The sequence below is a fragment of the Microbacterium sp. MYb72 genome (assembly GCF_002979415.1).
GTDB lineage: Bacteria > Actinomycetota > Actinomycetes > Actinomycetales > Microbacteriaceae > Microbacterium > Microbacterium natoriense.
This window is the reverse complement of the sequence record NZ_PCOT01000002.1, coordinates 21155-45247: the sequence shown is the minus strand read 5'-3', so window position 1 is coordinate 45247 and position 24093 is coordinate 21155. Positions and strand designations below refer to the sequence as shown.

General features: G+C 70.2%; 22 protein-coding genes. 11 read left to right on the top strand and 11 right to left on the bottom strand.

What is annotated here, in order from left to right; translation table 11 throughout:
* Window positions 1-5: 5 nt before the first annotated feature.
* Entirely contained in the window at window positions 6-434 is a 429-nt protein-coding gene (locus CQ047_RS01275) for a hypothetical protein (protein ID WP_223586695.1), read from the bottom strand.
* A gap of 80 nt (window positions 435-514) precedes the next feature.
* On the opposite strand from CQ047_RS01275, the gene CQ047_RS01270 reads away from it, so the two are divergent.
* The 5 genes from CQ047_RS01270 to ahcY all read left to right on the top strand — a co-directional run bounded on the left by CQ047_RS01270 (window position 515) and on the right by ahcY (window position 5160).
* Complete coding sequence (locus tag CQ047_RS01270; RefSeq protein ID WP_105672472.1) at window positions 515-721, top strand: DUF3499 family protein; 207 nt, start codon at window positions 515-517, stop codon at window positions 719-721.
* Between the two features lie 62 nt (window positions 722-783).
* The gene (locus CQ047_RS01265) at window positions 784-1728 is read left to right on the top strand and encodes an efflux RND transporter periplasmic adaptor subunit (protein ID WP_258132422.1); all 945 of its coding nucleotides are present in this window, start codon (window positions 784-786) and stop codon (window positions 1726-1728) included.
* Window positions 1725-2483: an ABC transporter ATP-binding protein gene (locus CQ047_RS01260; protein ID WP_105672470.1), complete on the top strand. Its 759-nt coding sequence runs from the start codon at window positions 1725-1727 to the stop codon at window positions 2481-2483. The genes CQ047_RS01265 and CQ047_RS01260 overlap by 4 nt, the downstream gene beginning before the upstream one ends.
* Window positions 2480-3694 carry an ABC transporter permease gene (locus CQ047_RS01255; RefSeq protein ID WP_105672469.1) on the top strand — a complete coding sequence of 405 codons (1215 nt, stop codon included), beginning with the start codon at window positions 2480-2482 and terminating at the stop codon, window positions 3692-3694. Before CQ047_RS01260 ends, CQ047_RS01255 begins: the two co-directional genes overlap by 4 nt.
* A 20-nt stretch (window positions 3695-3714) precedes the next feature.
* Entirely contained in the window at window positions 3715-5160 is a 1446-nt protein-coding gene (ahcY, locus tag CQ047_RS01250; RefSeq protein WP_105672468.1) for an adenosylhomocysteinase, read from the top strand.
* A 9-nt stretch (window positions 5161-5169) separates the two neighbouring features.
* On the opposite strand, the gene CQ047_RS01245 is transcribed toward ahcY, so the two are convergent.
* Entirely contained in the window at window positions 5170-5979 is an 810-nt protein-coding gene (locus tag CQ047_RS01245; protein ID WP_105672467.1) for an RDD family protein, read from the bottom strand.
* 16 nt (window positions 5980-5995) lie between these two features.
* On the opposite strand from CQ047_RS01245, the gene CQ047_RS01240 reads away from it, so the two are divergent.
* Window positions 5996-6988 carry a stage II sporulation protein M gene (locus tag CQ047_RS01240; RefSeq protein WP_105672466.1) on the top strand — a complete coding sequence of 331 codons (993 nt, stop codon included), beginning with the start codon at window positions 5996-5998 and terminating at the stop codon, window positions 6986-6988.
* A 63-nt stretch (window positions 6989-7051) separates the two neighbouring features.
* Here CQ047_RS01240 and CQ047_RS01235 read toward each other — a convergent pair whose 3' ends face one another.
* The 5 genes from CQ047_RS01235 to CQ047_RS01215 form a co-directional block, all read right to left on the bottom strand.
* Entirely contained in the window at window positions 7052-8359 is a 1308-nt protein-coding gene (locus tag CQ047_RS01235) for a DUF58 domain-containing protein (RefSeq protein ID WP_105672465.1), read from the bottom strand.
* Window positions 8360-9283, bottom strand: coding sequence for a MoxR family ATPase (locus CQ047_RS01230; RefSeq protein ID WP_223587469.1), 924 nt, complete (start codon window positions 9281-9283; stop codon window positions 8360-8362). It abuts the gene before it with no gap.
* A gap of 76 nt (window positions 9284-9359) precedes the next feature.
* Window positions 9360-10562 (bottom strand): DUF4350 domain-containing protein, encoded by a 1203-nt coding sequence (locus tag CQ047_RS01225; protein ID WP_105672463.1) that lies wholly within the window; start codon window positions 10560-10562, stop codon window positions 9360-9362.
* Window positions 10559-11200, bottom strand: coding sequence for a DUF4129 domain-containing protein (locus CQ047_RS01220; RefSeq protein WP_146114245.1), 642 nt, complete (start codon window positions 11198-11200; stop codon window positions 10559-10561). The genes CQ047_RS01225 and CQ047_RS01220 overlap by 4 nt, the downstream gene beginning before the upstream one ends.
* Window positions 11197-12702 carry a hypothetical protein gene (locus tag CQ047_RS01215; RefSeq protein ID WP_105672461.1) on the bottom strand — a complete coding sequence of 502 codons (1506 nt, stop codon included), beginning with the start codon at window positions 12700-12702 and terminating at the stop codon, window positions 11197-11199. Before CQ047_RS01215 ends, CQ047_RS01220 begins: the two co-directional genes overlap by 4 nt.
* A gap of 95 nt (window positions 12703-12797) precedes the next feature.
* Between CQ047_RS01215 and mtrA the strand changes: the two genes are divergently transcribed.
* The 5 genes from mtrA (at window position 12798) to hpf (ending at window position 18425) form a co-directional block, all read left to right on the top strand.
* Window positions 12798-13478, top strand: coding sequence for an MtrAB system response regulator MtrA (gene mtrA, locus CQ047_RS01210; RefSeq protein WP_105672460.1), 681 nt, complete (start codon window positions 12798-12800; stop codon window positions 13476-13478).
* 7 nt (window positions 13479-13485) lie between these two features.
* The gene (mtrB, locus tag CQ047_RS01205) at window positions 13486-15174 is read left to right on the top strand and encodes an MtrAB system histidine kinase MtrB (RefSeq protein WP_105672459.1); all 1689 of its coding nucleotides are present in this window, start codon (window positions 13486-13488) and stop codon (window positions 15172-15174) included.
* Window positions 15174-16895, top strand: coding sequence for an LpqB family beta-propeller domain-containing protein (locus CQ047_RS01200; protein ID WP_105672458.1), 1722 nt, complete (start codon window positions 15174-15176; stop codon window positions 16893-16895). Before mtrB ends, CQ047_RS01200 begins: the two co-directional genes overlap by 1 nt.
* 107 nt (window positions 16896-17002) lie before the next feature.
* The gene (locus tag CQ047_RS01195; RefSeq protein ID WP_105672457.1) at window positions 17003-17674 is read left to right on the top strand and encodes a ComF family protein; all 672 of its coding nucleotides are present in this window, start codon (window positions 17003-17005) and stop codon (window positions 17672-17674) included.
* Window positions 17675-17768: 94 nt separating this feature from the next.
* Complete coding sequence (hpf, locus tag CQ047_RS01190) at window positions 17769-18425, top strand: ribosome hibernation-promoting factor, HPF/YfiA family (RefSeq protein ID WP_105672456.1); 657 nt, start codon at window positions 17769-17771, stop codon at window positions 18423-18425.
* Window positions 18426-18495: 70 nt separating this feature from the next.
* Here the strand turns inward: hpf and CQ047_RS01185 are convergent, their stop codons facing one another.
* From CQ047_RS01185 to CQ047_RS01170, 4 genes are all read right to left on the bottom strand, one after another.
* The gene (locus tag CQ047_RS01185; protein ID WP_105672455.1) at window positions 18496-19824 is read right to left on the bottom strand and encodes a hypothetical protein; all 1329 of its coding nucleotides are present in this window, start codon (window positions 19822-19824) and stop codon (window positions 18496-18498) included.
* Window positions 19825-19900: 76 nt separating this feature from the next.
* Complete coding sequence (locus CQ047_RS01180; RefSeq protein ID WP_105672454.1) at window positions 19901-22684, bottom strand: FtsX-like permease family protein; 2784 nt, start codon at window positions 22682-22684, stop codon at window positions 19901-19903.
* Window positions 22681-23403, bottom strand: coding sequence for an ABC transporter ATP-binding protein (locus tag CQ047_RS01175; RefSeq protein ID WP_105672453.1), 723 nt, complete (start codon window positions 23401-23403; stop codon window positions 22681-22683). The genes CQ047_RS01180 and CQ047_RS01175 overlap by 4 nt, the downstream gene beginning before the upstream one ends.
* The gene (locus CQ047_RS01170; protein ID WP_105672452.1) at window positions 23403-24020 is read right to left on the bottom strand and encodes a PadR family transcriptional regulator; all 618 of its coding nucleotides are present in this window, start codon (window positions 24018-24020) and stop codon (window positions 23403-23405) included. Before CQ047_RS01170 ends, CQ047_RS01175 begins: the two co-directional genes overlap by 1 nt.
* Window positions 24021-24093: the final 73 nt, after the last annotated feature.

Here is a 24093-nt window from a genome sequence, read left to right as displayed (position 1 = left end):
CGTGCTCAGTGGTCGTGGCCGAGGTCCCAGGGCTCGCGGCCGACGTACTCCGCCGCTGCGCGGAACACGGCGCCCTCTATGGCCATGCGCCGATGGGCTGCGTCGTCGTGACCGGGCGGCAGCAGCCGCTCGATCGGCAGCCGGAACAGAACGATGCGCCGGTTGTCGCGGTCGAGGTACCAGCGGGGCACCTCGTCTCCCGATTCGTACAGCGGCATGGCGCCGATCTCGAAGCGCACGTCCTGCAGTTCGGTCCACGTGCCGCGCAGGAACTCCACCGCCGTGCCGACGGTGAGGTCGAACCGGTCGATCCGCCCGTCGAGCGGGGCGAGGGGAGGTCGGACCACCTCACTGCGGCCGAGGCGGCCGTGTCGGCCGTGACGGGCGCCCCTCCGCGGAGCGGCGGAGGCGCGATCGGCGCGACGACGGGGCATGTTCAGAAGTCTAGGCGGTGTGCCTCCGCATGCGGCGCGGCATCCCCCGACCGGCGTCCGCCGGACGTAGCCTGGCGGTGATGGACGGAAGACTCTGCTCGAAGGTCGGCTGCGCTCGCGAGGCCGTGGCGACGCTCACCTACGACTACGGCGATCAGATGGCGGCTCTGGGGCCGCTCGGCATCGCGCACCACGCCAACGCCCACGACCTGTGCGCGCCGCACGCCGACAGGCTGTCGGTCCCCGCAGGCTGGCTCGTCGTGAGGCACGAGGCTCTTCGCGCCTGAACATTTCTCTATACCCGGAAACTATTTTCTGGTTATGCTGACTCCGGGCGCGCCATGGTGGCGTGGCCGGAAAGGCAGCCGTGATCGTCTGGCGTCGCTGGATCTTCCCTCTCCTTCTCGTCATCGTGCTCGGCGCGACTGCTGTGGCGCTCGTGAAGATCGCGTTCTTCCCTGACCAGACCGTGGCGGCGGTCGTACCCGAGGCGGCGATCACCGATCCGGTCATCGCGGTCGAACGGGGATCCGTCGTCAACGAGCTCTCGCTCAGCGGCAACGTCGCGCGCGACGACGCGTTCACCGTGCGCAGCGAGATCACCGGGGCCGTCACCGCGGTGCACGTCGGCGAGGGCGCGACGGTCACCGCCGGTCAGAAGCTCTTCACGATCAAGCAGGACGATCCGAAGAAGGACATCGACGTCCTCGCGCCAGAGGCGGGCGAGATCTCCGAGATCGCGCTCGTGAAGGGGCAGCCCACCAGCGTGGGGACCGAGATCTACAAGATGACCCCGGCCCGGTATCACCTGCTCGCCACCGTCGAGCCCGTGCAGCTCTACCGGCTCGTGAATGCGCCGACCGAGGCATCCGTCACGATCACCGGAGGACCCGCGCCCTTCACCTGCACCGGAGTGCGGGTCGAAGTGAGCCCAGAGGGCACGGCGAGCGTGCGATGCGCGATCCCAACCGATCAGGTCGTGTTCGCCGGGCTTCCGGCCACGCTCGATCTCGCACTCGGGAAGGTCGAGGACGCCCTCGTGATCCCGGTGACGGCGGTGCAGGGCGGAGCGGGCAGCGGCAACGTGTGGGTGGATGCCGGAGACGGCGCCGACCCCGAGGAGCGCGCCGTCACGCTCGGCGTCAACGACGGCACCATCGTCGAGGTGGTCTCGGGTCTCGATGAGGGGGAGTCGATCAGGCAGTTCGTCCCCGGCTTCGTCGCCCCCGTGCAGGAGAACTGCTACGAGGTCGCACCAGGGGTGGAGCAGTGCGACAGCGGGACGAACTGGTGACCCTCGTCAGGCTCGACGACGTCACCAAGAGCGTGACGCTCGCCGACGACTCGACGCTCGAGATCCTGCGCGGCATCAGCCTCAAGGTCGGGGCGGGCGATCACGTCTCGATCGTCGGGCGCTCCGGCTCGGGGAAGTCGACCCTCCTGAACATCCTCGGGATGCTGGACGCCCCGACCACGGGAACGGTCGCCTTCGAGGGCACGGAGGTCCGGCGCATGCGGGCGGGAAGGCTCGACCGGCTGCGCGGGAACAACGTCGGCTTCGTGTTCCAGCAGTTCAACCTGCTCCCGGGGCGGACGGCGCTCGACAACGTGATGATGCCGCTCGGGCACGCACGCGGTCATCTGTTCTGGAATCGCCGCCGGATCGCGGCCGACATGCTCGAGCGTGTCGGACTCGGGCATCGCACCGGACAGATCGCCGACCGGCTCTCCGGCGGCGAGCAGCAGCGGGTGGCGATCGCCAGGGCGCTGGTGCGCCGGCCCGTGCTGATCCTCGCGGACGAGCCCACCGGCGCGCTCGACATCGACACCGGGGCGTCCGTCATGGCGCTTCTCGACGAGGTCGCCACCGAGACGGATGCCGCGCTCGTGACGATCACGCACGATCTCCACGTCGCCGCACGCGCGCGGCGGCACTATCGACTCGATGCCGGACGCCTGGAGACGGCCGACCTCAGTCTCGCCTTCGAGGCGTCGACGCTCGCGGCGTCCGTGCCGTCATCCGCCTCCGAACCGGAGGAGGCATCGTGACCGGCATCCTCGGTGCTCTGGCCGACGCCTGGGCGGAGATCAGGGTTCACAAGCTGCGGGTGCTGCTCAGCCTGATCGGCATCGCCGTCTCGGTCGCGGCGCTCACCGCGGTCTTCGCGTTCTCGGAATATCAGCGCCAGTATCAGACGGAGCAGTCGGACAGATCCGGTGGGCGCGCAGCGACCCTGGTCGTCAGCCAGATGAGCGAGGACGGCGCACCCGTCGACCTGGACGCCTTCGACGCACGCGTCGCCGGCGCCGCCGCGCGGTTCGACTTCAGTCACGCGGCGAGGGTCGTGCAGGGGCTCAGCGTGCCCGTGGCGCTGCCCGACGGCATCGTCGACGTGTACGCACGGCTGTACGACCCCGTGTACCCGCAGATCCACCGAGAGGAGCTGCTCGACGGGCGCTGGCTCGCCGACGCGGACGTCGAGGCCCTCGCGCCGCCGGTGATCATCACGGAGGCCCTGTGGGAGAGGATCGGCAGGGTTCCCCTGGCACAGCATCCGACGCTGTCGCTCGCGGGTCCGGCCGGCGGCGCCTACCAGGTGGTCGGTGTCGTCCCGCGTCAGGGATACATGGACGACTCGCTGCGGGTGGACCTCCTCTTCGACTCCTACCGGGCGAGGGTCGACGCCCTCCCGGAAGGCGCCCAGGTGCAGTACGAGGTGTGGGTCTCGCAGAGCAGGGTCGACGAGATCGCGCCGGTGTTCGCGATGGATCTGCGGGCCGGTCTCCCCGAGGGGCAGACCATCACGGTGATCCGTTCGGACTGGGCCGCGCAGCCGGGGAACGTGAACGCGATGGCGACGTTCGAGATGGTCGTCGGAGGCATCGCCGGGGTCATCCTCGCGCTCGGCGCCCTGAGCCTGATCAACATCCAGCTCGTCGCCATGCGGCAGCGCGTGCGTGAGATCGGGGTGCGCAGGGCGTTCGGGGCGACCTCGGGGCGGGTGTTCGTCTCGGTGCTGCTTGAGAGCCTGGTCGCCACGACGGTCGCCGGAGTGATCGGGATCGCGATCGTCGTGGCCGTCCTGCGATCGGACTGGGTGGTCACCTCGATGTTCTACGGGATCCAGGACATCCCGCCCTTCCCGATGCGCGCGGCCATGATCGGTCTGATCGCCTCGGTCGCGGTCGGCGCCGTGGCCGGATTCATCCCGGCGATCGTCGCGCTGCGGGTGAAGGTCATCGACGCGATCCGGTTCTGACGGGATGACAGAATAGGGGCATGCCCGAGCTCGAGTACCGCGTCGCCGATCTGTCCCTGGCCGAAGCCGGCCGCCACCAGCTGCGGCTTGCAGAGAACGAGATGCCGGGGCTTATGGCCCTGCGCGCCGAGTTCGGCCCGGCGCAGCCGCTCAAGGGCGCCCGGATCGCGGGTTCCCTGCACATGACCGTGCAGACCGCCGTGCTGATCGAGACCCTGACCGCTCTCGGCGCCGAGGTCCGCTGGGCGAGCTGCAACATCTTCTCCACGCAGGACGAGGCCGCCGCTGCGGTCGTCGTCGGCCCGACCGGAACCGTCGACGCCCCGGCCGGTGTGCCGGTGTTCGCGTGGAAGGGCGAGACGCTCGACGAGTACTGGGCCTGCACGGAGCGGATCTTCGACTGGTCGGCATCCGGATTCGACGGACCGAACCTCATCCTCGACGACGGGGGAGACGCGACGCTGCTCGTGCACAAGGGCGTCGAGTTCGAGAAGGCCGGAGCCGTGCCCGCTGCGACGGATGCCGACTCGCACGAGTACACGATCATCCTCGACCTGCTCCGCGCCTCGCTCGCCGCGTCAGCCGACCGATGGACGAAGATCGCCGCCGGACTCATCGGCGTGACGGAGGAGACGACGACCGGCGTCCACCGCCTGTACGAGCTCGCGGCCGCCGGCGATCTCCTGTTCCCGGCGATCAACGTCAACGACTCGGTGACCAAGAGCAAGTTCGACAACAAGTACGGCATCCGCCACTCGCTGCCCGACGGCCTGAACCGTGCGACCGATGTGCTGATGGGCGGCAAGGTCGCTTTCGTCTGCGGCTACGGCGACGTCGGCAAGGGTGCGGCGGAGGCCCTGCGCGGGCAGGGCGCCCGCGTGATCGTCAGCGAGGTCGACCCGATCTGCGCCCTGCAGGCCGCCATGGACGGCTTCCAGGTGGCGCGTCTCATCGACGTCGCAGGCGCCGTCGACATCGTCGTGACGGGCACGGGCAACCGCGACGTCGTGACGACCGAGCATCTGCTGGCGCTCAAGCACCTCGCGATCGTGGCCAACGTCGGTCACTTCGACAACGAGATCGACATGGCCGGTCTCGAGGCGCTCGACGGAGTCTCGAAGGTCGAGATCAAGCCGCAGGTGCACGAGTGGCGCCTCCCGAACGGACGCAGCGTGCTGGTGCTCAGCGAGGGCCGTCTGATGAACCTGGGCAACGCCACGGGGCACCCGTCCTTCGTCATGAGCGCCTCCTTCGCCAACCAGGTGCTGGCGCAGCTCGAGCTGTTCACGAACATCGAGGCGTATCCGACCGGCGTCTACACGCTGCCCAAGGCTCTCGACGAGAAGGTCGCCCGTCTGCACCTGGATGCTCTGGGCGTGCAGCTCACGCGACTCAGCGACGAGCAGGCCGCCTACATCGGCGTCCCCGTCGGGGGTCCGTACAAGCTGGAGCACTACCGCTACTGAGCGGGATGCTCAGACGCCGACGCGACGACCGGTCAGCTTCTCGGCGCGCGCGCCGGCGTTCTCCAGCGCGCGGCGCTCGCGCTCGCGGCGCAGCACGGTGACGCCGACGAGGACGACCTCGGGCGGCGCGGCGGGGATCGGCGAGACGAACGGCGAGGCTTCGGCCAGCAGCTCCCTGGCCACGCGCTCGCGTGCGGACGGCGTGAGGCGCGGCGCGCTCACCAGGAACTGCGAGATGCGGCGGGCGAGCCGATCGGGGAGACGCGCGACGTCGGCGATCTGCGCCCAGCCCGCGAGCATCGGCGGAAGGACGGGCGCCAGGGGGACGAGCTTCGGGGTGCGCACGCGCTGACTGTACGTGCCGGCCACCATGTCGCCCAGGCGCTGCGACCGAGCGCTGAACGCGCCGGCGAGGACGGCGACGCCGCCGAGGGTCATGTAGATCTCCAGCACGCCGAGCAGCGCGCGGATGAAGGCGTGGCGGAAACCGGTCGCTCCGCCGTCGAGGCGCACGATGCGTCCTCCGACGGCGAGCTTCCCGAGGCTGCGTCCCTTCAGGACGACCTCCATCGTGATCGGCAGCACCACGAAGCTGACGATGATCGCCATGATCGAGGCGATCGTGTCGGTCGCCTCGTCGAGCACGCCGATGCCGAGCAGCCACAGACGCACGAAGATCCACATCACGAACACCGCGACGCTGACGAGGATGTCGATGATCGCTCCGGCCGCCCGCAGCACGAAGCCGATCGGCTGCACGTCGATCGCCACGGCTTCGCCGGAGAGCATCTCGTCTGACGTATCGAACGGCACGGACATGAGTACAGTAAATCAGGTGGATGCCGATGCGCTGACCGATGCACGCCGCGCCGAGTGGGAACGACTCGACGAACTGAGCCGTGCGCGGCTGGACGGCGCCGGGGTCGACGAGCTCATCGTGCGCTACCGCGCGGCATCCGCGGATCTCGCCGATCTCAAGACCTCGGTGGGAGAGTCCCCGCAGGGCGCGTACCTGTCGACGATCCTGATCAGGGCGCGGCTGCGGCTGACCGGCGCGTCCGACAACGTCCTGACCCTCGCCGCCCGCTTCTTCGCCAGGCAGCTTCCCGCGGCGCTGTACCGGCTGCGCTGGACGACCCTCGTGATCGCCCTGTCGTTCATCGCGATCGCCGTCGGCACCGCCGTGTGGATCTCCAGCGACCCGGCCCTGATCGCGACGCTCGGCACTCCGGCCGACCTGAAGCAGTACGCGGATGAGAGCTTCACCGGGTACTACACCGAGAACCCGGCTGCCGTGTTCATGGGCATGGTGTGGTGGAACAACTTCTGGATCGCCCTGCAGTGCGTCCTGTTCGGCATCACGGGGATCTGGCCGGTCTATGCGATGGTCCAGAATGCGATGGGCCTCGGCGTCTCCGGCGCGGTCATGGCCGCGCACGACCAGGTCGACGTCATGATCCTCTACATCCTGCCGCACGGGATGCTGGAGATGACGAGCATCTTCGTGGCCGGCGCGGGCGGGCTGCACCTGTTCTGGGCGTGGGTCGCGCCGGGCCATCGGACCAGGGGGGAGTCCCTCGCCGCCGAGGGACGCTCTCTCGCGACCGTCGCGATCGGCCTGATCTTCGCGCTGTTCCTCGCCGGTCTGATCGAGGGTTTCGTCACGGGATGGTCGCTGCCCTGGCCGGTCAAGATCGGCATCGGCGCCGCGGCGCTCGCCGTGTTCCTCATCTACATGCTCGTCATCGGAGGTCGCGCGTACCGTCGAGGCGAGACCGGAGACCTCGTGGAGTACGAGGCCGGCACTCCGCGGCTCGTCGCCGGCTGAGTCGACTCCTGCGCGCCGGGCGAAGGCCCCGACGTGCGAGAGATCGACGCGCGGCCGCGCGGCTCAGAGCCGTCCGGCGGCCTTCAGCTCGAGGTAGCGGTCGGCGATGCGCGGGGGGAGCGTCTCCGGATCGGAGGCGATCGCCTCGCCTCCGGCGCGTCGGATCGCATCGGCCACGTTCTCGGCGTCGCGCATGGTGCGCTCGGCCGCTGCGGCGAGGTAGACCTCCTCGCGCGAGTCGCGCCTCCTGGCGAGGTCCGAGATGCCGTCATCCGTCACCGAGCCGACGAGGATCGAGGTCGCCCGCGACGCATCGGGGAAGGCGCCGAGGAAGCCTCGGGCAGACTCCGCGGCATCCTGTGCGGTGAGCACGACGATCAGCGAGGGGCGTGTGGTGAGCGTGCGGACGGCGGCGAAGGCGCTCGGCCAGTCGGTGTCGACGAGACGCGCGTGCACGGGGGCCATCGCGTCGGTCAGCGCCGGGAGCAGCGCGGCGCCGTCGACGCCCGTGACCCTCGCGCGCACGACTCGGTCGTACATGAGCAGGTGCACGTGGTCTCCGGCGCGCGTCGCCAGGGCGGCGAGCAGAAGCGCGGCCTCGAGGGCCGCATCCACCCTGGTGCCGTCGCCGACGCGTGCGGCGGCCGTGCGGCCGGTGTCGATGATGATGACGACGTGACGATCGCGCTCGGGCCGCCAGGTCCGCAGCATCGTCGTGCCCGCGCGTGCGGTCGCCCTCCAGTCGATCGAGCGCACGTCGTCGCCGCGGACGTACTCGCGCAGCGAGTCGAACTCGGTGCCCTGCCCTCGGACCTGGATGCTCGTGTTGCCGTCGAGCTCCCGCAGCCGTGCGAGCCGCGAGGGCAGATGCTTGCGGGAGGAGAACGCGGGCAGCACGCGGATCGCACCGCGAACTCGGTGCTTCGACTGCCGGCCGGCGAGGCCGAGAGGGCCGCGCGAGCGGATCACCACGAACTCGCTGACGAGCTCGCCGCGCCGGCGGGGGAGCAGGGGGATGTCCGCGCGGCGGCGTTCGCCCGCAGGGATGCTCAGGCGCTGCCGCTCCGGCCCGGCGCCGGCGGTCGGCTGCCAGGCGTCGCGGATGAGGGCGTGCAGCGTGCGCGAGCCGAGATTGTGCACCGCGACGCTCACCGGGACCTGTTCGCCCAATCGTGCTCGCGCGGGCACCCGGCGCGTCACCACGGCTCTCGCTGGGCTCGCCGCCGTGAGCACGTCGACCGCGACGAGAACCGCGCACAGTCCCGCCCAGATGCCCAGCGCGGCGTACCCCGAGTAGCCCGCGAGTCCGGCGAGGACCAGCGGGATGATGCCGATGCCGAGAGCGACGGCGAGGCGACCGGTGACGAACACCTAGATCGGCACCCTGGTCTGCTGGACGACGGAGGTGAGCACGGCATCCGCCGAGACGCCTTCCATCTGAGCGTCCGGGCGCAGCTGGAGCCTGTGCCGCCAGACCGGTACCAGCATGGTCTGGATGTGGTCCGGGGTGACCGCGGTGGAGGAGTTCAGCCAGGCCCACGCCTTCGCCGCCGCGAGCAGGCCGGTGGATGCACGAGGGCTCGCTCCGAGCTCGACCGACGGGGACTGCCTGGTCGCCCTGGCGAGGTCGACCACGTAGCCGAGCACGTCGTCCGTGACCTCGACGAGGGCGGCCGCCGCCTGCGCGGCGCGGATCTCGTCGGCCGTCACGACGGACTCGACGCCGGTGAGCTCACGCGGCGAGAAGCCCGAGGCGTGCCTGCGGAGCACAGAGACCTCCGCGTCGCGCTCCGGCATGCCCACCACGAGCTTCATGAGGAAGCGGTCGAGCTGCGCCTCGGGCAGCGAGTACGTGCCCTCGTGCTCGATCGGGTTCTGCGTCGCGGCGACGAGGAACGGGTCGGGCAGGGCGCGGCTGACGCCGTCAGCGGACACCTGGCGCTCCTCCATGGCCTCCAGGAGCGCCGCCTGCGTCTTGGGCGGAGTGCGGTTGATCTCGTCCGCGAGGAGGATGTTGGTGAACACCGGGCCCGCGCGGAAGTCGAATTCGCCGGTGCGGGCGTCGTAGACGAGGGAGCCGGTGACATCGCCGGGCATCAGGTCGGGGGTGAACTGCACGCGCTTCGTGTCCAGGCCGAGGGCCCGTGCGAACGATCGCACGACCAGGGTCTTCGCCACGCCGGGCACGCCCTCCAGGAGCACGTGCCCGCGGGCCAGCAGTGAGACGAGCAGGCCCGTGACCGTGCCGGCCTGGCCGACGACGGCCTTGTCCACTTCCGCGCGCACGCGATGCATCGCCTGCCGCAGCTCGGCGTCGTTGAAGTTCTCAGCGGTCACGTGTCGTCCTCGGCTTCCGTCGGTGTGGAGAGGGTCATTCCGGCGTGCGCGGGCTGCGGGTCGAGTCGTCGACCGAGGTCTCCAACTCGTCGAGCTGACGCGCGAACAGGATCAGCGATGGGTCGTCTGCGGGCAGCGGTCCCGCCAGCAGGGTCTGCAGCGTGCCGCGGGGGATGCGCAGCCGGTCGGATGCGGCGTCCGCGATCTCGTCGGGGGTCGCGGTCACGGCGAGGCCGAGCCGTCTGGCGAGCCGACGTCGGCTTCCGTCGCGCAGCGCCTCGGCGGCGTGTGCGGAATCGGCCGCCTTGGCGGTCAGCCGCGCGCGGCCCTGCATGGTCTCGGATGCCCGCACCGTCACGGGAAGGGTCTCCGCCACCAGCGGGCCGAAGCGCTGGCCCCGCCACCAGGCGGCGGCGGCGCCGGCGAGGAAGAGGAGCAGAATCGCCGGTGTCACCCAGCCGGGGGTCAGGGATCCGAGGGTGTCGGGCGACTCGCCCTGGATGTCGGAGTCCTCGAAGGAGGGCACGTACCAGACGACCTTCTCGCTCTGGCCGAGCAGGGCGAGCCCGAGCGCCGCGTTGCCGTCCTCGGCGAGGTACGCGTTGCTGAAGAGGCGGCCGGCCTCGACGACGGTCCGACGGACGCCGCCGTTGTCGTCGACCAGCACGGCGGCGGCATCCGCGTCGCCGAAGCACCCCTTGACGCCGTCCGCGGGGGCGAACATCCGGTCGGGGCGGATGTCGCCGACCTTCGCGAACTCGGGCACGGTGCAGTCCGCGGAGACCGGGGTGGAGAGGCCGTTCGCGCTCGTGCCGATCCCCAGCAGGCTGAGCAGGTGCGAGCTCGTCGAGAGGAAGACGACCCGATCGGCCGGCTCGATCAAGCGCTCCAGCCCTTCGTCGGTGAGGGTGTAGGGGTTGGACATGACGAGAGTCGTGTTCTCGTCGAGTGCGGCGCGGGCGTCGTCGCGGGAGCGGGCGACGGTGACCTCGACCCCCTGGTCGCGGAGGAGCTCAGCCAGCGCCATCGCTCCGGAGTCGCCGACTCCTTCCGGGTCGAGGGATCCGCGTGACGACGGCATGGACACGCCCACCTGGATCGCGACGAACGCCCCGAGGATCACGAGGATCGCGACGATGGCCCAACCGCCCAGCGTGCCAAGACGGCGCCGACGTGGTGGGCGTTCCGCGGTGGACGCCGCAGACGCCGTCGCGGTGTCCTCTGCGACGAGGCTCATGCGGTCACCGCCTCGGGGTGCAGTGCGCAGAGCCGTTCGTCCACAGCGGCGAGCTGGGCGTAGCTGTCTGCCGTCGCCGGATGCCGCAGGTAGCGGACATCGTCGAAGGAGCCGGCGGCTGTCCGCACGGCAGAGGATTCGGACGCGAACACCGTGCCGACCTCGCGCGCGATCGACTGGGCCGTCGCCCCGGGGGCGGGGTCGATCAGGTCGCGTTCAAGGAGGCCGCGGGCGAGCGCCCGGAACCGGAGGACCGTGGCGTCGTCCCATTTGCCGGCGCGTGCGCTGCGCTCGGCGTCGGCCCGCAACTGCGCCGCGGTGCGGTCGTCGTCCGCTCCGAGCAGTCCGCCCAAGGCGCGCCGCACCGCTCGGGGGCGCTGCGGACGGCCCCAGATGATCAGCGCGGCGACGAGTGCGCCGAAGATCACGACGCTCACGACGATGAGGGCGCTCGGACCGACGGCGTTCGAGTTGTCGGAGGAGAACAGGTCGGCGAGGAAGCGGCCGATGTCGCGTGCCATGAGATCGAACCACGTCGGCTTCGCATCCGCGTAGCGAGGGTTCGAGAGCTCCTGCTCGGCCCACTGTCGCGCGTCGTCCCCATCGGGGACGACGACGTCGTCGAACGGACGGATCATGCCGCCCCGTCGGAACCGGGAGCAGCCCACCCGGTCTCCGGGGCGCGGTCGGACGGAGCGGCTTCCTGTGCGGGCGCGGCGGGCGGCTGCGGCGCCGCGGGCGTCGGATACGCAGGAGGCTGCGACGTCGGAGCAGGTGGCTGCTGTGCGTGTGCCGGCGGCTGCGGCGCATGCGGTTGCTGCGGAGCGTAGGCAGGTGGCTGCTGCGGTGCGTATGCGGGCGGGTGCGGGGTCGCCGCGCCGGTCTGCGGGTACGGCGGCGCCGGGGCGTACTGCTGCGGAACCGGGTATCCCTGACCCGGGTACGGAGCGGTGGGGTTGCTCTGCACCGGATACTGCGCTGCATACCCCTGTGCGGGGTACCCCTGACTCGCGGCATAGGTGGCCTGCGCCACCGCCCACTCCGGCGGCTGCACGGGCGGGGGAGCGTCGGTGACGGCACGCGCGGGGTCGACGACGAAGGGATCGCCGAGCTGATCCTCTGTCCAGCCGAGGTCGCGCCTCTCGACATGGGCGATCAGTGTCTGATCGAGGCCTTCGTAGCGCATCCGACTGTCGACGTAGACGAGCGTGCCCGCCGTGCTCTGCACGACCAGGGTGATCGCCTGGAGGATCAGGAGGAGGATCTGCGGCACCAGCAGAGCCAGCACGAAGCCGAACACGGCGCCGGGGTCGGCTGAGCTGCCCGTGGGCATGATGACTCCGCCCAGAAGGCCGGAGAACAGGGAGACGGGGATGCTCACCACCTGGGTGGCCACACCCATGATGATGCCGATGAGGATCGTCACGCCCCACGCGACCCAGAAGCGCCCGCGCGTGAGTCGCCAGGAACGCACGAGGGCGCCGCGCAGGGTCGCGCGTTCGAGCACGAGCACGGACGGCACCAGCAGGAGCTTGGTGCTCAGCCAGACCGAGAGCGGGATCATCGCGAGGATCAGGATGATGACGACCGCCACGATGATGCCGATCTGGTCGGTCCCGTTGCCGCCCACGGCGACGATGATCCCGGCGATCACGGCGAACACGACGGCGACGACGCCGAAGACGGCGAGCACGGCCAGCATCGAGAAGCCGGCGAGACGCCAGAAGGACGGCGCCATCCTGCGCCACAGCGTGCCCAGCGACGCCTTCACGCCGACCGCGCCGTATCCGACCTCGGCCGCGACGACGCCCTGCATCATCGCGGTGAAGGCCACCGAGGCCAGTCCGACCGCGATGCCGGCGACGAGATTCATGGCGATGGTCCCCGCGAAGATCGACTCGAAGTCGGGGGACGAGATCGACACGGACTGCAGGCGCGCGAACGTGGTGAAGAACACGTAGCCCATCACGACGGAGCTCAGCACGACGACGAACAGCTGCACGACGACTCCGAAGCCGAACAGCACCTTCGGATTGTGGCGCAGCGCCGAGAACGATCGCCCCAGCAGCATCCCGAACGTCAGCGGATGCAGGGGGATGAGCCCCTTCTTCGGGGCAGGGGTCCAGGTCTGGCCACTCACAGCACTCCCTCCGTCGTGCGCTCCCATCGTGTCACAACACGTCCAAGATGCGCAGACACCGGATCGGTGGTACCCAGTGCCATAAGGTAACTGTTATGACCTCACGCATTCTTGTGGTCGACGACGACACCGCGCTCGCAGAGATGATCGGCATCGTGCTGCGCACCGAGGGCTTCGAGCCGGTGTTCTGCGCCGACGGTGCGCGGGCGGTCGAGGAATGGCGCACCCAGCGCCCCGATCTCGTGCTGCTCGACCTCATGCTCCCGGGTATGGACGGGATCGAGATCTGCACCCGTATCCGTGCAGAATCCGGCGTGCCGGTGATCATGCTCACGGCTCGCAGCGACACCGCCGACGTGGTCCGCGGACTGGAGGTCGGCGCAGACGACTACATCGTCAAGCCCTTCAATCCGAAGGAGCTCGTCGCGCGCATCCGCACGAGGCTCCGTCCGGCCCCGCAGCAGACCAGTGAGCAGCTGCGCGTCGGCGACCTCACCGTCGACGTCGACGCGCACGAGGTGCGCAGAGGAACGGCTCCGATCGCCCTCACTCCGCTGGAGTTCCAGCTCCTGGTCGCTCTCGCCTCCAAGCCGCAGCAGGTCTTCTCGCGCGAGATGCTCCTGGAGCAAGTGTGGGGCTACCACTACAAGGCAGACACCCGTCTGGTGAACGTGCACGTGCAGCGACTGCGCGCGAAGGTCGAGCTCGACCCGGACAACCCCAAGATCGTCATGACGGTGCGTGGCGTCGGCTACCGCGCCGGGAGCGTCGGCTAGGCGCATCATGGCCGCGACGACAGCGACCACCACGGCGGTCGCTGTCCTTCGCGACTGGCGCGGCTGGCCGTCCTCTCTGAGCCTGCTCTGGCGGCGCTCGCTGCGGTTCCGGACCTTGACCGTCACTCTTCTGCTGACGTCGCTGGCGATCCTCGTCACCTGCGTCACGATGGCGCTCGTCATCCAGGGGGATCTCTTCGACTCGCGGAAGAACGAAGTGCTGGAGGACGCGCGCAGGGCGGTCGATCAGGCCCAGGCCGTGCTCGACTCCGCGGCGATCAGCGACGACCCCGCTGCGCTGTCCGAGCTGTGGGACAGCGTGCAGAGGGACCTCGCGCGCAACTCGACCGCGGAGGGGATCGCGGGCATCCGGATCAACGCGAAGGCCGGGACGGATACGGCCGCCGTGCGCCTGAACGGGTTCACGGCGGGACTGAGCGAGAACCTCATCACGCAGGCGCTGCGCTTCCGCGTCGTCGAGTTCGACGACAGGCAGACATGGCAGTCCGTCGCGCTGACGGTGTCGGGCAGGGAGGTGCCGGGGATCATCGTCGGCCAGCAGATCAAGGTGCCTCAGGCCGGTCCGTTCCAGATGTACTTCTCCTACGATCTCTCCGACGCCGATCAGACGCTGTCCTTCGTGCAGCGGACGCTGTGGATCGCCGGGATCGGCCTCGTCGCGATCGTCGCCGCGATCTCCTTCGTCGTGCTCAGGACCGTGTCGACGCCGATCGTCGAGGCCGCGGAGACGAGTGCTCGGCTCGCCTCCGGTGATCTCGGCGTCCGCCTCGAAGTGCGAGGCGAAGACGAGCTGGCGACGCTCGGTCGTTCGTTCAACGCCATGGCGGACAGCATCGAGGCGCAGATCAAGGAGCTCGGCGAGCTCTCTCTCGTGCAGCAGCGGTTCGTGTCCGACGTGTCGCACGAGCTGAGGACGCCGTTGACCACGATCCGCCTCGCGGCAGACATGCTCAACGACCAGCGCGACGAGTTCGACCCCGTGATGTCGCGGACGACGGAGCTGCTGCACACCCAGGTGCAGCGGTTCGAGACCCTGCTCTCCGACCTGCTCGAGATCAGCCGCTACGATGCGGGCTCCGTGCAGCTGGAACTCGAGGCGACGAGCCTCGCGCACCTCGCCGAGGACATGATCGATCAGATGCGGCCGCTCGCCGAGGGGCACGACACCGAACTGCGTCTCGTCGCCCCCGGCGGATACTCTCCCGTGGACATGGATCCGCGCAGGGTGCGGCGCGTGCTGCGCAACCTCATCGGGAACGCGATCGAGCACGGCGAAGGACGCCCCGTGGTCATCACGGTGGACAGCAATCAGCACGCCGTCGCCGTCGGGGTCAGGGATTCCGGCCTCGGGATGGAACCGGACGACGCAGAACGCGTGTTCGACCGGTTCTGGCGGGCCGACCCCTCGCGCCAGCGCACGATCGGCGGGACGGGTCTCGGCCTGTCGATCGCGCTGGGCGACGCGATGCTGCACGGCGGCACCCTCGCGGTGTGGTCGGAGATCGGTGTGGGCACCAATTTCGTCCTCACGCTGCCCCGTCATCAGGGAGTGATCGACGGGCCGTCCCCGGTGCCGCTGGAACCGCAGGAGCCCCTGGCCGAGCTCACCGATGCGACCCAGCCGATCGAGCTCGCCGACCTGCCCCCGCATCTGTTCGACGAGGGGAGCCTCTGATGGCGCGGCGCACCTCACGCATCCTGCGCACGATCGTCGCGGCGGCGGCGGCCGCCCTCCTGCTCTCGTCGTGCACCGGCCTGCCGACCAGCGGAGACCCGAAGCAGGGACTCGCGCTGGGGGAGTCGTCAGAGGTCCCCGAGATCCTCCTGCTCGCGTCGGATCCGCTTCCCGGGGCGAGTCCGAGGAAGATCGTCGACGACTTCCTCGAGGCTGCGGTGACGCCGACCGACGTCTGGGCCGTGGCGAGGAAGTTCCTCACGCCCGAACTCGCGGCGACCTGGCGCCCCAGTGAGGGCGTCTCCATCGACGAGAGCTCGTCCTCGCGGACGTTCGTCTCCGATGCGGAGGACGTCTCCGACGCGAAGAACGGCGACACCGTGGAGATCCAGGTCGGGATCGACATGGTCGCGAGCGTGGACGGAACGGGCGCGTACTCGGCGGCCACGGGGACCTCCTCCCTCACCTTCTCCGTCGTCAAGACCGAGGGCGAATGGCGCATCTCGAAGGCCCCGAACGGCATCGTCATCGACCAGTCGCGCTTCCCGCAGGTGTTCGGCGACTATCCGCTGCAGTACTTCGACGAGGGCTGGTCGCGGCTGGTCCCCGACGTCCGCTGGCTTCCTCGACGCGAGAGCATCGCGACGGCGGTCACGCAGACCCTGATCGAGGGCGCACCCAGCCCGTGGTTGGAGCCGGCGGTCCAGAGCGCGTTCCCGTCCGATGTCAAGCTCGCCCGCGACGCCGTGTTCATCGATGCCGAACTGGTCGCGGACGTCGCATTGAACCGGGCCGCGCAGGGCCTCGACCCGACGACGCTCTCGCGCATGCGCACGCAGCTCCAGGCGACGCTCAAAGCGGCGGGCATCCACGTCAGTCAGGTGCGGTTCACCATCGACGGACGCGCCCTCAACGCGGGAGTGGTGAAGGTCGTCGAAGAGCCTGCGGATGTGGGGAGCATCGTGCTGAAGGACGGCGCGTTCGGGACCATCGTGGGCACGGAGATCACCCCGCTCGCCGGGATCAGCGGGGCGGTCCTCGGCCTCCCGCTGCCCGCGACGGCGATCGATGTGTCGGTGGACGAGTCCCACGCGGCCATCCGGCTCACGGACGGAAAGGTGTTCCTCGCAGGAGGTGGCAGTCTCGACGAGCTCGACGCGAGGCCGGGGCTGATCGCGCCGTCTCTCGACCCCTATGGCTACACGTGGTCCGTGCCGGCGAGCGCGCCGGGACAGCTGTTCGCGGTGGGCGACGATGTCGTGCGTCATGATGTCGCCGATGCCTGGCCGGGCGCGTCCGAGGTGTCGGCGATCCGGGTCTCCTCCGATGGAGCTCGCGTGGCCGCGATCGTGGTGGTCGGCGGGGAGCGGTGGGTCGTCGTCTCCGCGGTGGTGCGGGACGGCAACGGCATGCCGACGAGTCTCGGCGACGCCCTGCAGGTCGCTCGGCTCGACGGACCCGCGAACGACGTGGTGTGGCTCGGTTCCGATCGCCTCGGCATCCTGACGGAAGTGGATGGGCCCAAGATCCTGACGCAGATCGTCGGAGGCCCGGGGACCTTGGAGACCGCGCCGGCCGGGGCGGCGTCGATCGCGGGCGCGAAGAGTTCATCGGGTATGCGGGTGCTCGCCTCGAGCGGCTCGCTCTTCGCGCGCAGCGGGTCCGCCTGGCGGGAGTCGACCACGGGCATCCTGCTGCTCGCAACGCGCGCAGGGCGCTGAGAGACCTCTCCTCCCCAGTGTGAAGCCGGAGGGAGAGTCTCCACCGATCCCGGTGACCACGACCGCTCTCACGTCGTCTCCGTGCCGAAGGACGGCATGATCGGTGGATGCATCCTCCACACTGGCGCGCGATCGGCGCCGAGATCGGGGCGTTCCTGCTCGCCGCCTCGTGCGCCGGCTGCGATCTGCCGGGCGTCTTCCTCTGCGAGGGTTGCCGCGGCGCGCTGACGCCCGCTCCGCGCGAACTCCGGACCCCGGCCGGGCTCCGAGTACGCGCGGCGTTGCCGTTCGAGGGGGTGGCGGCGCGCTGCATTCGCAGCCTGAAGGGAGAGGGCGCAACGGTGCTCGCGCGCCCACTCGGCACCACGCTGTCGGGCGCTCTCCTCGATGAGCTCGACGATGGCATCCGTGCGTCGCCGATCCCGACCTCACGCGCGGCCTTCCGCCGTCGGGGGTACCGGGTGCCCGACATGCTCCTCGCGCGTGCCGGTGTCGCTCCGTGGCGCCTGCTGGGGCACGCCGGTGCACGCGCCGACCAGCGCGGGCTGGGGAGGGCGGAACGCGCGCAGAACGTGCGGGGGAGCATGCGCGCTCGGCGGCGGGGTGAGGGCGCACGCGTCGTGCTGGTCGACGACGTCGTCACGACGGGGGCGACGTTCGACGAGGCCGCGAGAGTGCTCGGTCAGGCGGGATTCGAGGTCGTCGCGGCCGTGGCGCTCGCGGCGACGGCGCGTCACAGCGGGCTCAGAGGAGACGCACCGACGACACGGAGCAATTGAGTGGTGACAACGGCCGACGAGCGGACTACGGTTGGGCAGAACAAGGCGACCACGGTCCGCCCTTGGCCGGGTGGACCGGGACAAGGAGGCAGCAATGGAAACAAGCATCGTTGGCGTCGGAGTGGGTATCACCGATCGCTTCCGAACCGTTGTCGAAGAGAAGATCGCCAGGATCCAGATGCTCGCGTCCCGAGCGCAGCGGCTGGACGTGAAGGTCACCCACCGTGTGTATCGGAACGGGCACGTACCTGACGAGACCGTCGAGCTGACGCTGGTCGGCAAGGGACCCGTGGTCCGTGCCGAGGCCACGGACGGCGACAAGTTCGTCGCCCTCGACCTCGCGGTCGACAAGATGTCCGAGCAGCTGCGTCGGGCGAAGGAGAAGAGGGTCGACGGGCGCCAGCACCCACGAGGCGCGCACTTCGAGAAGGGCAGCGGAGCCCTGGAGGGAATCGACGTGCAGCCGGCATCCGTCGACGTCCTGCACGCCGTCGCCACCGGGAGCGTCCCGGTGCAGAGCGAGGAAGAAGACGTCTACTCGCCCGTCGTCATCCGCACCAAGAGCTTCGACGCCGAATGGATGACGGTGGAGGAGGCGGTCGACCGCATGGAGCTGGTCGGACACGACTTCTTCCTGTTCGTCGATGTGCGCACCGACCACCCGAGCGTCGTGTATCGCCGCAAGGGATGGGACTACGGCGTCATCGCGCTGAGCACCCAGGCGCCGCCGTCCGAGGCACTCGCCTCCTGAGAGGAAATGCGAAAGGCCCGGTCCCTCCACAGGGGCCGGGCCTTTCGGCGTGAGAAGACGCGTCGCCGTGTCAGTCGAAGATCCCGTCGAGGATACTGCCGATCACGAGTCCGCCGAGGATGCCGGAGGCGATGTCGCCGCCGCCGCCCCGACTGCCGCCGCGGGGTCCACCGCCCCATCCGCCGCCGCCCCAGCCCTGATCCTGCGGGCGTGAGGAGTCGATGTCGCGCTGAGCGAGCTGCAGCGCCTCTGACGCCAGGTGAGCCACGCGGCGAGCGCCGGTGAGCGCCTCCTCGCGCGTCTCTTCGGCGGGAAGCAGGTCGGAGAGATCGACGCGCAGACGCTCGGCTTCGGCGAGCCGTGTGCGTGCGTCCGCGCCGATCCAGCCGCGGTGTCCGGAGATGAGACCGCGGGCGACGCCGAGCTGACGATCGGCGTCATCGATGGCGTGCTGCACCTGCTGGATGCTGGGGAGAGGGTTCTCCGCGCGGTACCGTGCCTTGGCGATGGCCTCGTCGAGCGCCGTGTTGGCGGCGCGGAGCTGGGAGAGCTCGCCGAACGGGTCGCCGGGGGTGCCGGCGGGGGTGAGCGCGTCCAGGGCCTTCTGAAGCGCGGTGACGGCGGAGGCCACCGCGGGGACCTGAGGGGCCGTACGCGCTGCGATGAGGTCAGATCGGGAATCGGCGACGACCTCGGCCAGCGTCGACTCGGCGCGAAGGGCCTCGATCTCGAAGTCCTCGACCGCGTCGAGCAGTGCGGACGCGCGCCGGGTGGCCTCGGTCGCCGTCTCCAGCGCGAGGTTGGCCTCTTCGTTCTGCTTCGACGCGCGGCGTCGCTCCGACACATCGGCGCCGTGAGTGGCGAACGCGATGAGCTGCTCCGCCTCGGCCGCGCTCGCGGTGATCTGGTTCATCGCCGAATCGGCGTACCGGGAGTTCAGGCGGTTGACCGTGTCGTTCGTCTGCGGGATGCGGGCGCTGAGGGCGGCGGCATCCGCGCGCACCTGCGCGATCACCTCGGGAGCTCGCCGCACCTTGGCGATCGACTCCGCCAGCACGGAGGTCTTCTCGTCGAGGAGATCCTGGGCCCAGTCGCACAGCTGTGCGATGCGCGCGTTGCGTGTGCGCAGCTCCTCTGGCGTGTCCGGGATCTCGTCGTGGTTGAGCTGGTGCAGCTGGAACGCCTCGCGCAGGTGGGTGCGAACGGCTGTCAGCGCCGCCTTGAGGTCGGCGGTCAGCGACTCGCCGAGCTCTGCCTCCGCGAACGACAGCTCATCGGAGGTCGAACGGATCCGCTCGTCTGTCGCGACCAGTGCCTGTTCCGCCCGCCGTGCGAGATCGGCGTCCTGAGCCGCCAGCTCTTCCTGCTCGCGCTTGCGTCTGCCCCAAATTCCAGCCATGATCCGATCCTAGTAATCCGTGCGAATGCGCAGGCTGTGCATCCGCCTGAGAGCGCGCCGGTTCGCTCACAGCGTGTCAGGCGATCGAGGTTCGTCGGATCAGCTCGGGTCTGCGGGGAGGCACGAGCCAGCTCACCAGCGCGATGCTCACCGGCAGAGCGAGCACGAAGAGCGCGAGCACGGTCCAGGGCGCATCAGCCAGGAGAAGGTCGCCGCGCGACTGGATGGCGAACCCGATCGGCGGGAGCACCCCGGCCGCCGCTCCGGCGATCGTGCCGAACCCGGCGATGATCAGGCCCTGCCAGAATCCGATGCGGCGGCGCAGACCCGCCGTCCCTCCCACAGCGGAGAGCGTGGCGTCATCGGGCCGGCGTTCGACCCGCGCGAGGCTGAGCGCCACCGCGCTGGCGCCGAGGACCAGCGTCGCGACGGCGGCGATGATCGGCGCCATCCACATCGCATCGTCGGGGGGACCCTGCTCCCATCCGGCGGTGAGCGCCCAGGAGGAGGTGCTGAGCGTGTCCGCCTCCGACATGATGCGGTCGCGGGTCTCGGCCGACGGCGGCGAGTCGAAGGACGCGACGAGAGATCGCGGCTGCCAGGCGATGCCGAGCGACGCCGCGGTGTCGGGTGCGATCGCGATCAGGGTCGGCTGAAGGGGGAGCGGCACCGAGATCGCCGGGATCGTCTTCTGCCAGACAGGGGCGTGATCGACGGATTCCGCGGAGATCCAGATGTTGTCCGGCATCCCTCCCTCGTACGCCTGCGCACCCGTCCACGCGGCGAGCTCGACGGACCCGTCGGTGACGAAGCGCGGATCGGCGGAGAGCGCGGCGCCGTCGCGGTAGTCCCGCAGCTGCTGCGGGGTCAGTCGGACACCGAGAGCCGTCTCGATCTCCTCCGGCGCGATCACCGAGAGCGGGTTCGACGGATCCTGTCCGCGAGACGTGTAGGAGTCCTGTTCCGTGGGGTCGATGAGATGCTCGTCGGGCAGCAGGGCGATCGCCGAGACGACGTCGTCGGGGACCTCGTCGGCTGACGGGTAGATCCAGACGGGCACCTGGGCGCCGATGGTCGCGATGCCGGTGGCGCTCGCCGCGTGCGCGAGCTCTCTGGCCGCCGTCTCGGCATCGGCGGCCTGCTCCGTGGTGAGCGCGAAGGGACCGGCCGTGTCCGAAGGCTGGAAGGCGACGGACATGCTCCCGACGGGCGCCTGGTAGAACCAGTTCCGTGCGGACTGCGCATTCTGCATCGAGTACGCGCCGAGCGCGAAGACGCCGATGAAGACGGTAGCGGCGATGGCAGCGAACGCCGGAACGGTGCGCGAGGCGTTCGTCGAGGCGTCCCGCGCGGCGAGACGGGCGGCCAGCCCGATCCGGGACATCGCGCGTGCGGTGATCCAGAGCAGCCAGCGCCCGGAGAGCAGGATGCCGATCTGCGCGACGATCGGGCCGACCACGATGCCGACCGGCGGGATCGTGCGCAGCGGCGAGTCCCACGGGAGGTCCGAGGAGGTCACCGCGACGACCGCGAGAGCCGAGCCGATCGTGACGGCGACGCCGAGGAGCATGAGCGCGGACCCGAGCACCGGTCGGGATGCTCGGGGCGTCTGAGGGCGGCGCGAGCCGCGCAGCGCGCCCAGGACGTCGGAGCGCGCCACGGTGTGCGCAGGAGTCGCGGCAGACACCGTTCCCACGATGACGGCGAACACGAGGATCGCGAGGAGGAACTCCCAGGGGAGGTGGAACCCGGGGAACGCGGTCGCTGATCCGTCGTCGAGCATCCGCAGGATCAGGGCGGCGGCGCCGACGCCGATGACCGCCCCGACGACGCCCCCGATCGACCCGAGCATCGTGCCCTGCAGGACCACGATCCTGCGCAGGTCGCCCGACGAGGCGCCGACGCTCGCCGCGACCGCGAGCGCATGCTGCTGGCGCCGGGCGGACACGGCGAACGCGGCACCCGCGAGCATGACCACCACGTAGGCGGCGAACACCCCGGCGGCGGAGAGGATGATGAGCATCGAGTACCGCGCAGACCAGTACTCGTCGTAGGGGAGCTCCGCGTCCGTGCCGCGGAGGTCGGGCGGGTCCAGAACCACCGTGCGGGAGAACGCGACGATCCCCTGCTCGTTCAAGGACGTGACGTCGCTCCAGCCCAGTTCGTGCTCGGGAAGGTACCAGCGCTTCTCTCCGGCGAGAGCGTCGGACGACGGGAGGAAGAGAGCGGGGACATCGTCTGCGAGAGGAGCGGCGCTCATCGTCCCGACGACCGTGAACCTCGATCCGCTCTCGGCGAGGGTGACGGCATCTCCGACGGAAATCTGCAGCCGCGTCATCGTCGCGGGTGTCGCAAGAGCCTCCCGGGCGTCGTTCGGCCTCCGTCCGTCGATGAGGTCGAACCGCCCCGACAGTCGCGGATCCCAGGACTCCCCGGACCAGGCGGGCATCCCGGTCACGCCGTCGGGGGTGACGACGCGCACCGTGCCCTCGACGAGGGGGATGGCGGCGGTTCCCTCCGGCAGGAGAGCCATCGGGTCGGCGACGGCGGTACCGGACGGGGCGTCGACGAGATCCGACGAGTAGCCGGTCCAGTCCGGCTGCGTCGGCGACTGCCAGAAGCCGTCGCCGGGGAGCCCCTTCACCGCGATCCAGGCCTCGGCGCGCCCCAGCTCGCTGGTGACGCGCTCCTGTGGGGTGGCGATCGTGCTGGCCGCGATGATCGCGTACGCGGTCATCGCGGCGATCGGCAGCATGATGAGCACCCCGATGAGGATGCTCGACAGCATCGCCCTGCGCACCTGACGCCGGGCCAGTCGCGCGGCCACGCGCCAGCGCGCACCGGATCCGCCGCGGGTCATCTCCCGCTGCCCGCGAGCAGGACCTCCGCGCCCTGGCGTCTGGTCTCGTCCACGATGCGTCCGTCGCGGAGGAACACGATCCTGTCGGCGAACGCCGCGTGGCGGGCCTCGTGGGTCACGAGGATGCCGGCGGCACCGGCGTCGATCCTCTCCCGCAGCATCCTCAGCACCAGCTCGCCGGTGACCGAGTCGAGGGCGCCGGTGGGCTCGTCGGCGAGGATCAGCCTGCGTCCTCCGACGACGGCCCTGGCGATCGCGACCCGCTGCTGCTGACCTCCGGAGAGGTCGTCGGGATAGGCGTCGATCCTGTCGGCGAGGCCCACGGAGAACAGCGCCTCCTCCGCGGCCCGCCTGGCCACGCCGTTGCGGAACCCGTCGAGCTCGAGCGGAAGAGTCACGTTCTCGATCGCGGAGAGGGTGGGGATGAGGTTGAAGTCCTGGAAGACGAAGCCGAGCGACCGGCGACGGAGCTGCGCGAGCTCCTTCGGCGACTGCTCGCTGAGGTACGCACCCTCGATGATGACCTCTCCGGTCGTCGGCTTCGCCAGGCCCCCTGCAATCGAGAGAAGAGTCGACTTCCCCGATCCGGAGGCGCCCATGACCGCGACGAGCTCGCCGCGGGATACGTCGAGATCGACGCCGGACAGGGCCGACACCGCGGTCGCTCCCTGTCCGTACTGCTGGGTCACTCCGACGAGTCGGAGCACCGTCTCGGTCATCAGCTCTGCTCGGCGCCGGCGAGTGCGGCATCCGTCTTCGCCGGACGGCCTCGCTTGGGCCGATCAGCGGTGAGCTCGAGTCCCATGGTGTGCCGCGGGTGCAGCGCGAGCCGCTGCTCGGTGTGGTCCAACCAGCGCACCTCCGCCTCTGCCGCGAAGATCATCGAGTCGATGACGAGAGCCCAGGACAGCTCCTCCGGCCCCTCGGGGTCGCCGCCGGCGTACTTCGCGCGCTGCAGAGTCTGCAGCTGCGTGAGCGACGCGGTGCGCTGGGTCTGGATCACGCCGGCGACGTCGACCCCGGGCAGGGTCGCCGCCACGGCCAGCTTGATCGCGAGCTCGTCCCTCGTCGCCTGTGCGCGCACGACAGGGGAGGACAACCAGTCGGCGACCTCCGCCGAGCCCGCCTCGGTGATCTGCCAGTAGATGTGCCCCTGCTCGTCGGCGTCGCCGCGTTCGACGAGGCCGTCGCGTTCGAGCCTCTCCAGGGTGTTGTAGATCTGACCGACGTTCAGCGGCCAGGTCGACCCGGTGCGACGATCGAACTCATGGCGCAGCTGGTAGCCGTAGCAGGCGCCCTGATCGAGGATGGCGAGCAGGCTCTGACGAACCGACATGGGGGACCTCCCTGAGCGTGAAGCGGGCATACCGAGTATATGGATACCGGGTATGCAGGGGAACCCCCGCGCC

What these genes read in the sequence shown, in the direction of transcription:
- CQ047_RS01275 (WP_223586695.1), bottom strand. Translation starts at nt 434, where the DNA reads ATGCCCCGTCGTCGCGCCGATCGCGCCTCCGCCGCTCCGCGGAGGGGC.
- CQ047_RS01270 (WP_105672472.1), top strand. Translation starts at nt 515, where the DNA reads ATGGACGGAAGACTCTGCTCGAAGGTCGGCTGCGCTCGCGAGGCCGTG.
- ahcY (WP_105672468.1), top strand. Translation starts at nt 3,715, where the DNA reads ATGCCCGAGCTCGAGTACCGCGTCGCCGATCTGTCCCTGGCCGAAGCC.
- CQ047_RS01245 (WP_105672467.1), bottom strand. Translation starts at nt 5,979, where the DNA reads ATGTCCGTGCCGTTCGATACGTCAGACGAGATGCTCTCCGGCGAAGCC.
- CQ047_RS01230 (WP_223587469.1), bottom strand. Translation starts at nt 9,283, where the DNA reads ATGCATCGCGTGCGCGCGGAAGTGGACAAGGCCGTCGTCGGCCAGGCC.
- CQ047_RS01225 (WP_105672463.1), bottom strand. Translation starts at nt 10,562, where the DNA reads ATGAGCCTCGTCGCAGAGGACACCGCGACGGCGTCTGCGGCGTCCACC.
- CQ047_RS01220 (WP_146114245.1), bottom strand. Translation starts at nt 11,200, where the DNA reads ATGATCCGTCCGTTCGACGACGTCGTCGTCCCCGATGGGGACGACGCG.
- mtrA (WP_105672460.1), top strand. Translation starts at nt 12,798, where the DNA reads ATGACCTCACGCATTCTTGTGGTCGACGACGACACCGCGCTCGCAGAG.
- mtrB (WP_105672459.1), top strand. Translation starts at nt 13,486, where the DNA reads ATGGCCGCGACGACAGCGACCACCACGGCGGTCGCTGTCCTTCGCGAC.
- CQ047_RS01200 (WP_105672458.1), top strand. Translation starts at nt 15,174, where the DNA reads ATGGCGCGGCGCACCTCACGCATCCTGCGCACGATCGTCGCGGCGGCG.
- CQ047_RS01195 (WP_105672457.1), top strand. Translation starts at nt 17,003, where the DNA reads ATGCATCCTCCACACTGGCGCGCGATCGGCGCCGAGATCGGGGCGTTC.
- hpf (WP_105672456.1), top strand. Translation starts at nt 17,769, where the DNA reads ATGGAAACAAGCATCGTTGGCGTCGGAGTGGGTATCACCGATCGCTTC.
- CQ047_RS01185 (WP_105672455.1), bottom strand. Translation starts at nt 19,824, where the DNA reads ATGGCTGGAATTTGGGGCAGACGCAAGCGCGAGCAGGAAGAGCTGGCG.
- CQ047_RS01180 (WP_105672454.1), bottom strand. Translation starts at nt 22,684, where the DNA reads ATGACCCGCGGCGGATCCGGTGCGCGCTGGCGCGTGGCCGCGCGACTG.
- CQ047_RS01175 (WP_105672453.1), bottom strand. Translation starts at nt 23,403, where the DNA reads ATGACCGAGACGGTGCTCCGACTCGTCGGAGTGACCCAGCAGTACGGA.
- CQ047_RS01170 (WP_105672452.1), bottom strand. Translation starts at nt 24,020, where the DNA reads ATGTCGGTTCGTCAGAGCCTGCTCGCCATCCTCGATCAGGGCGCCTGC.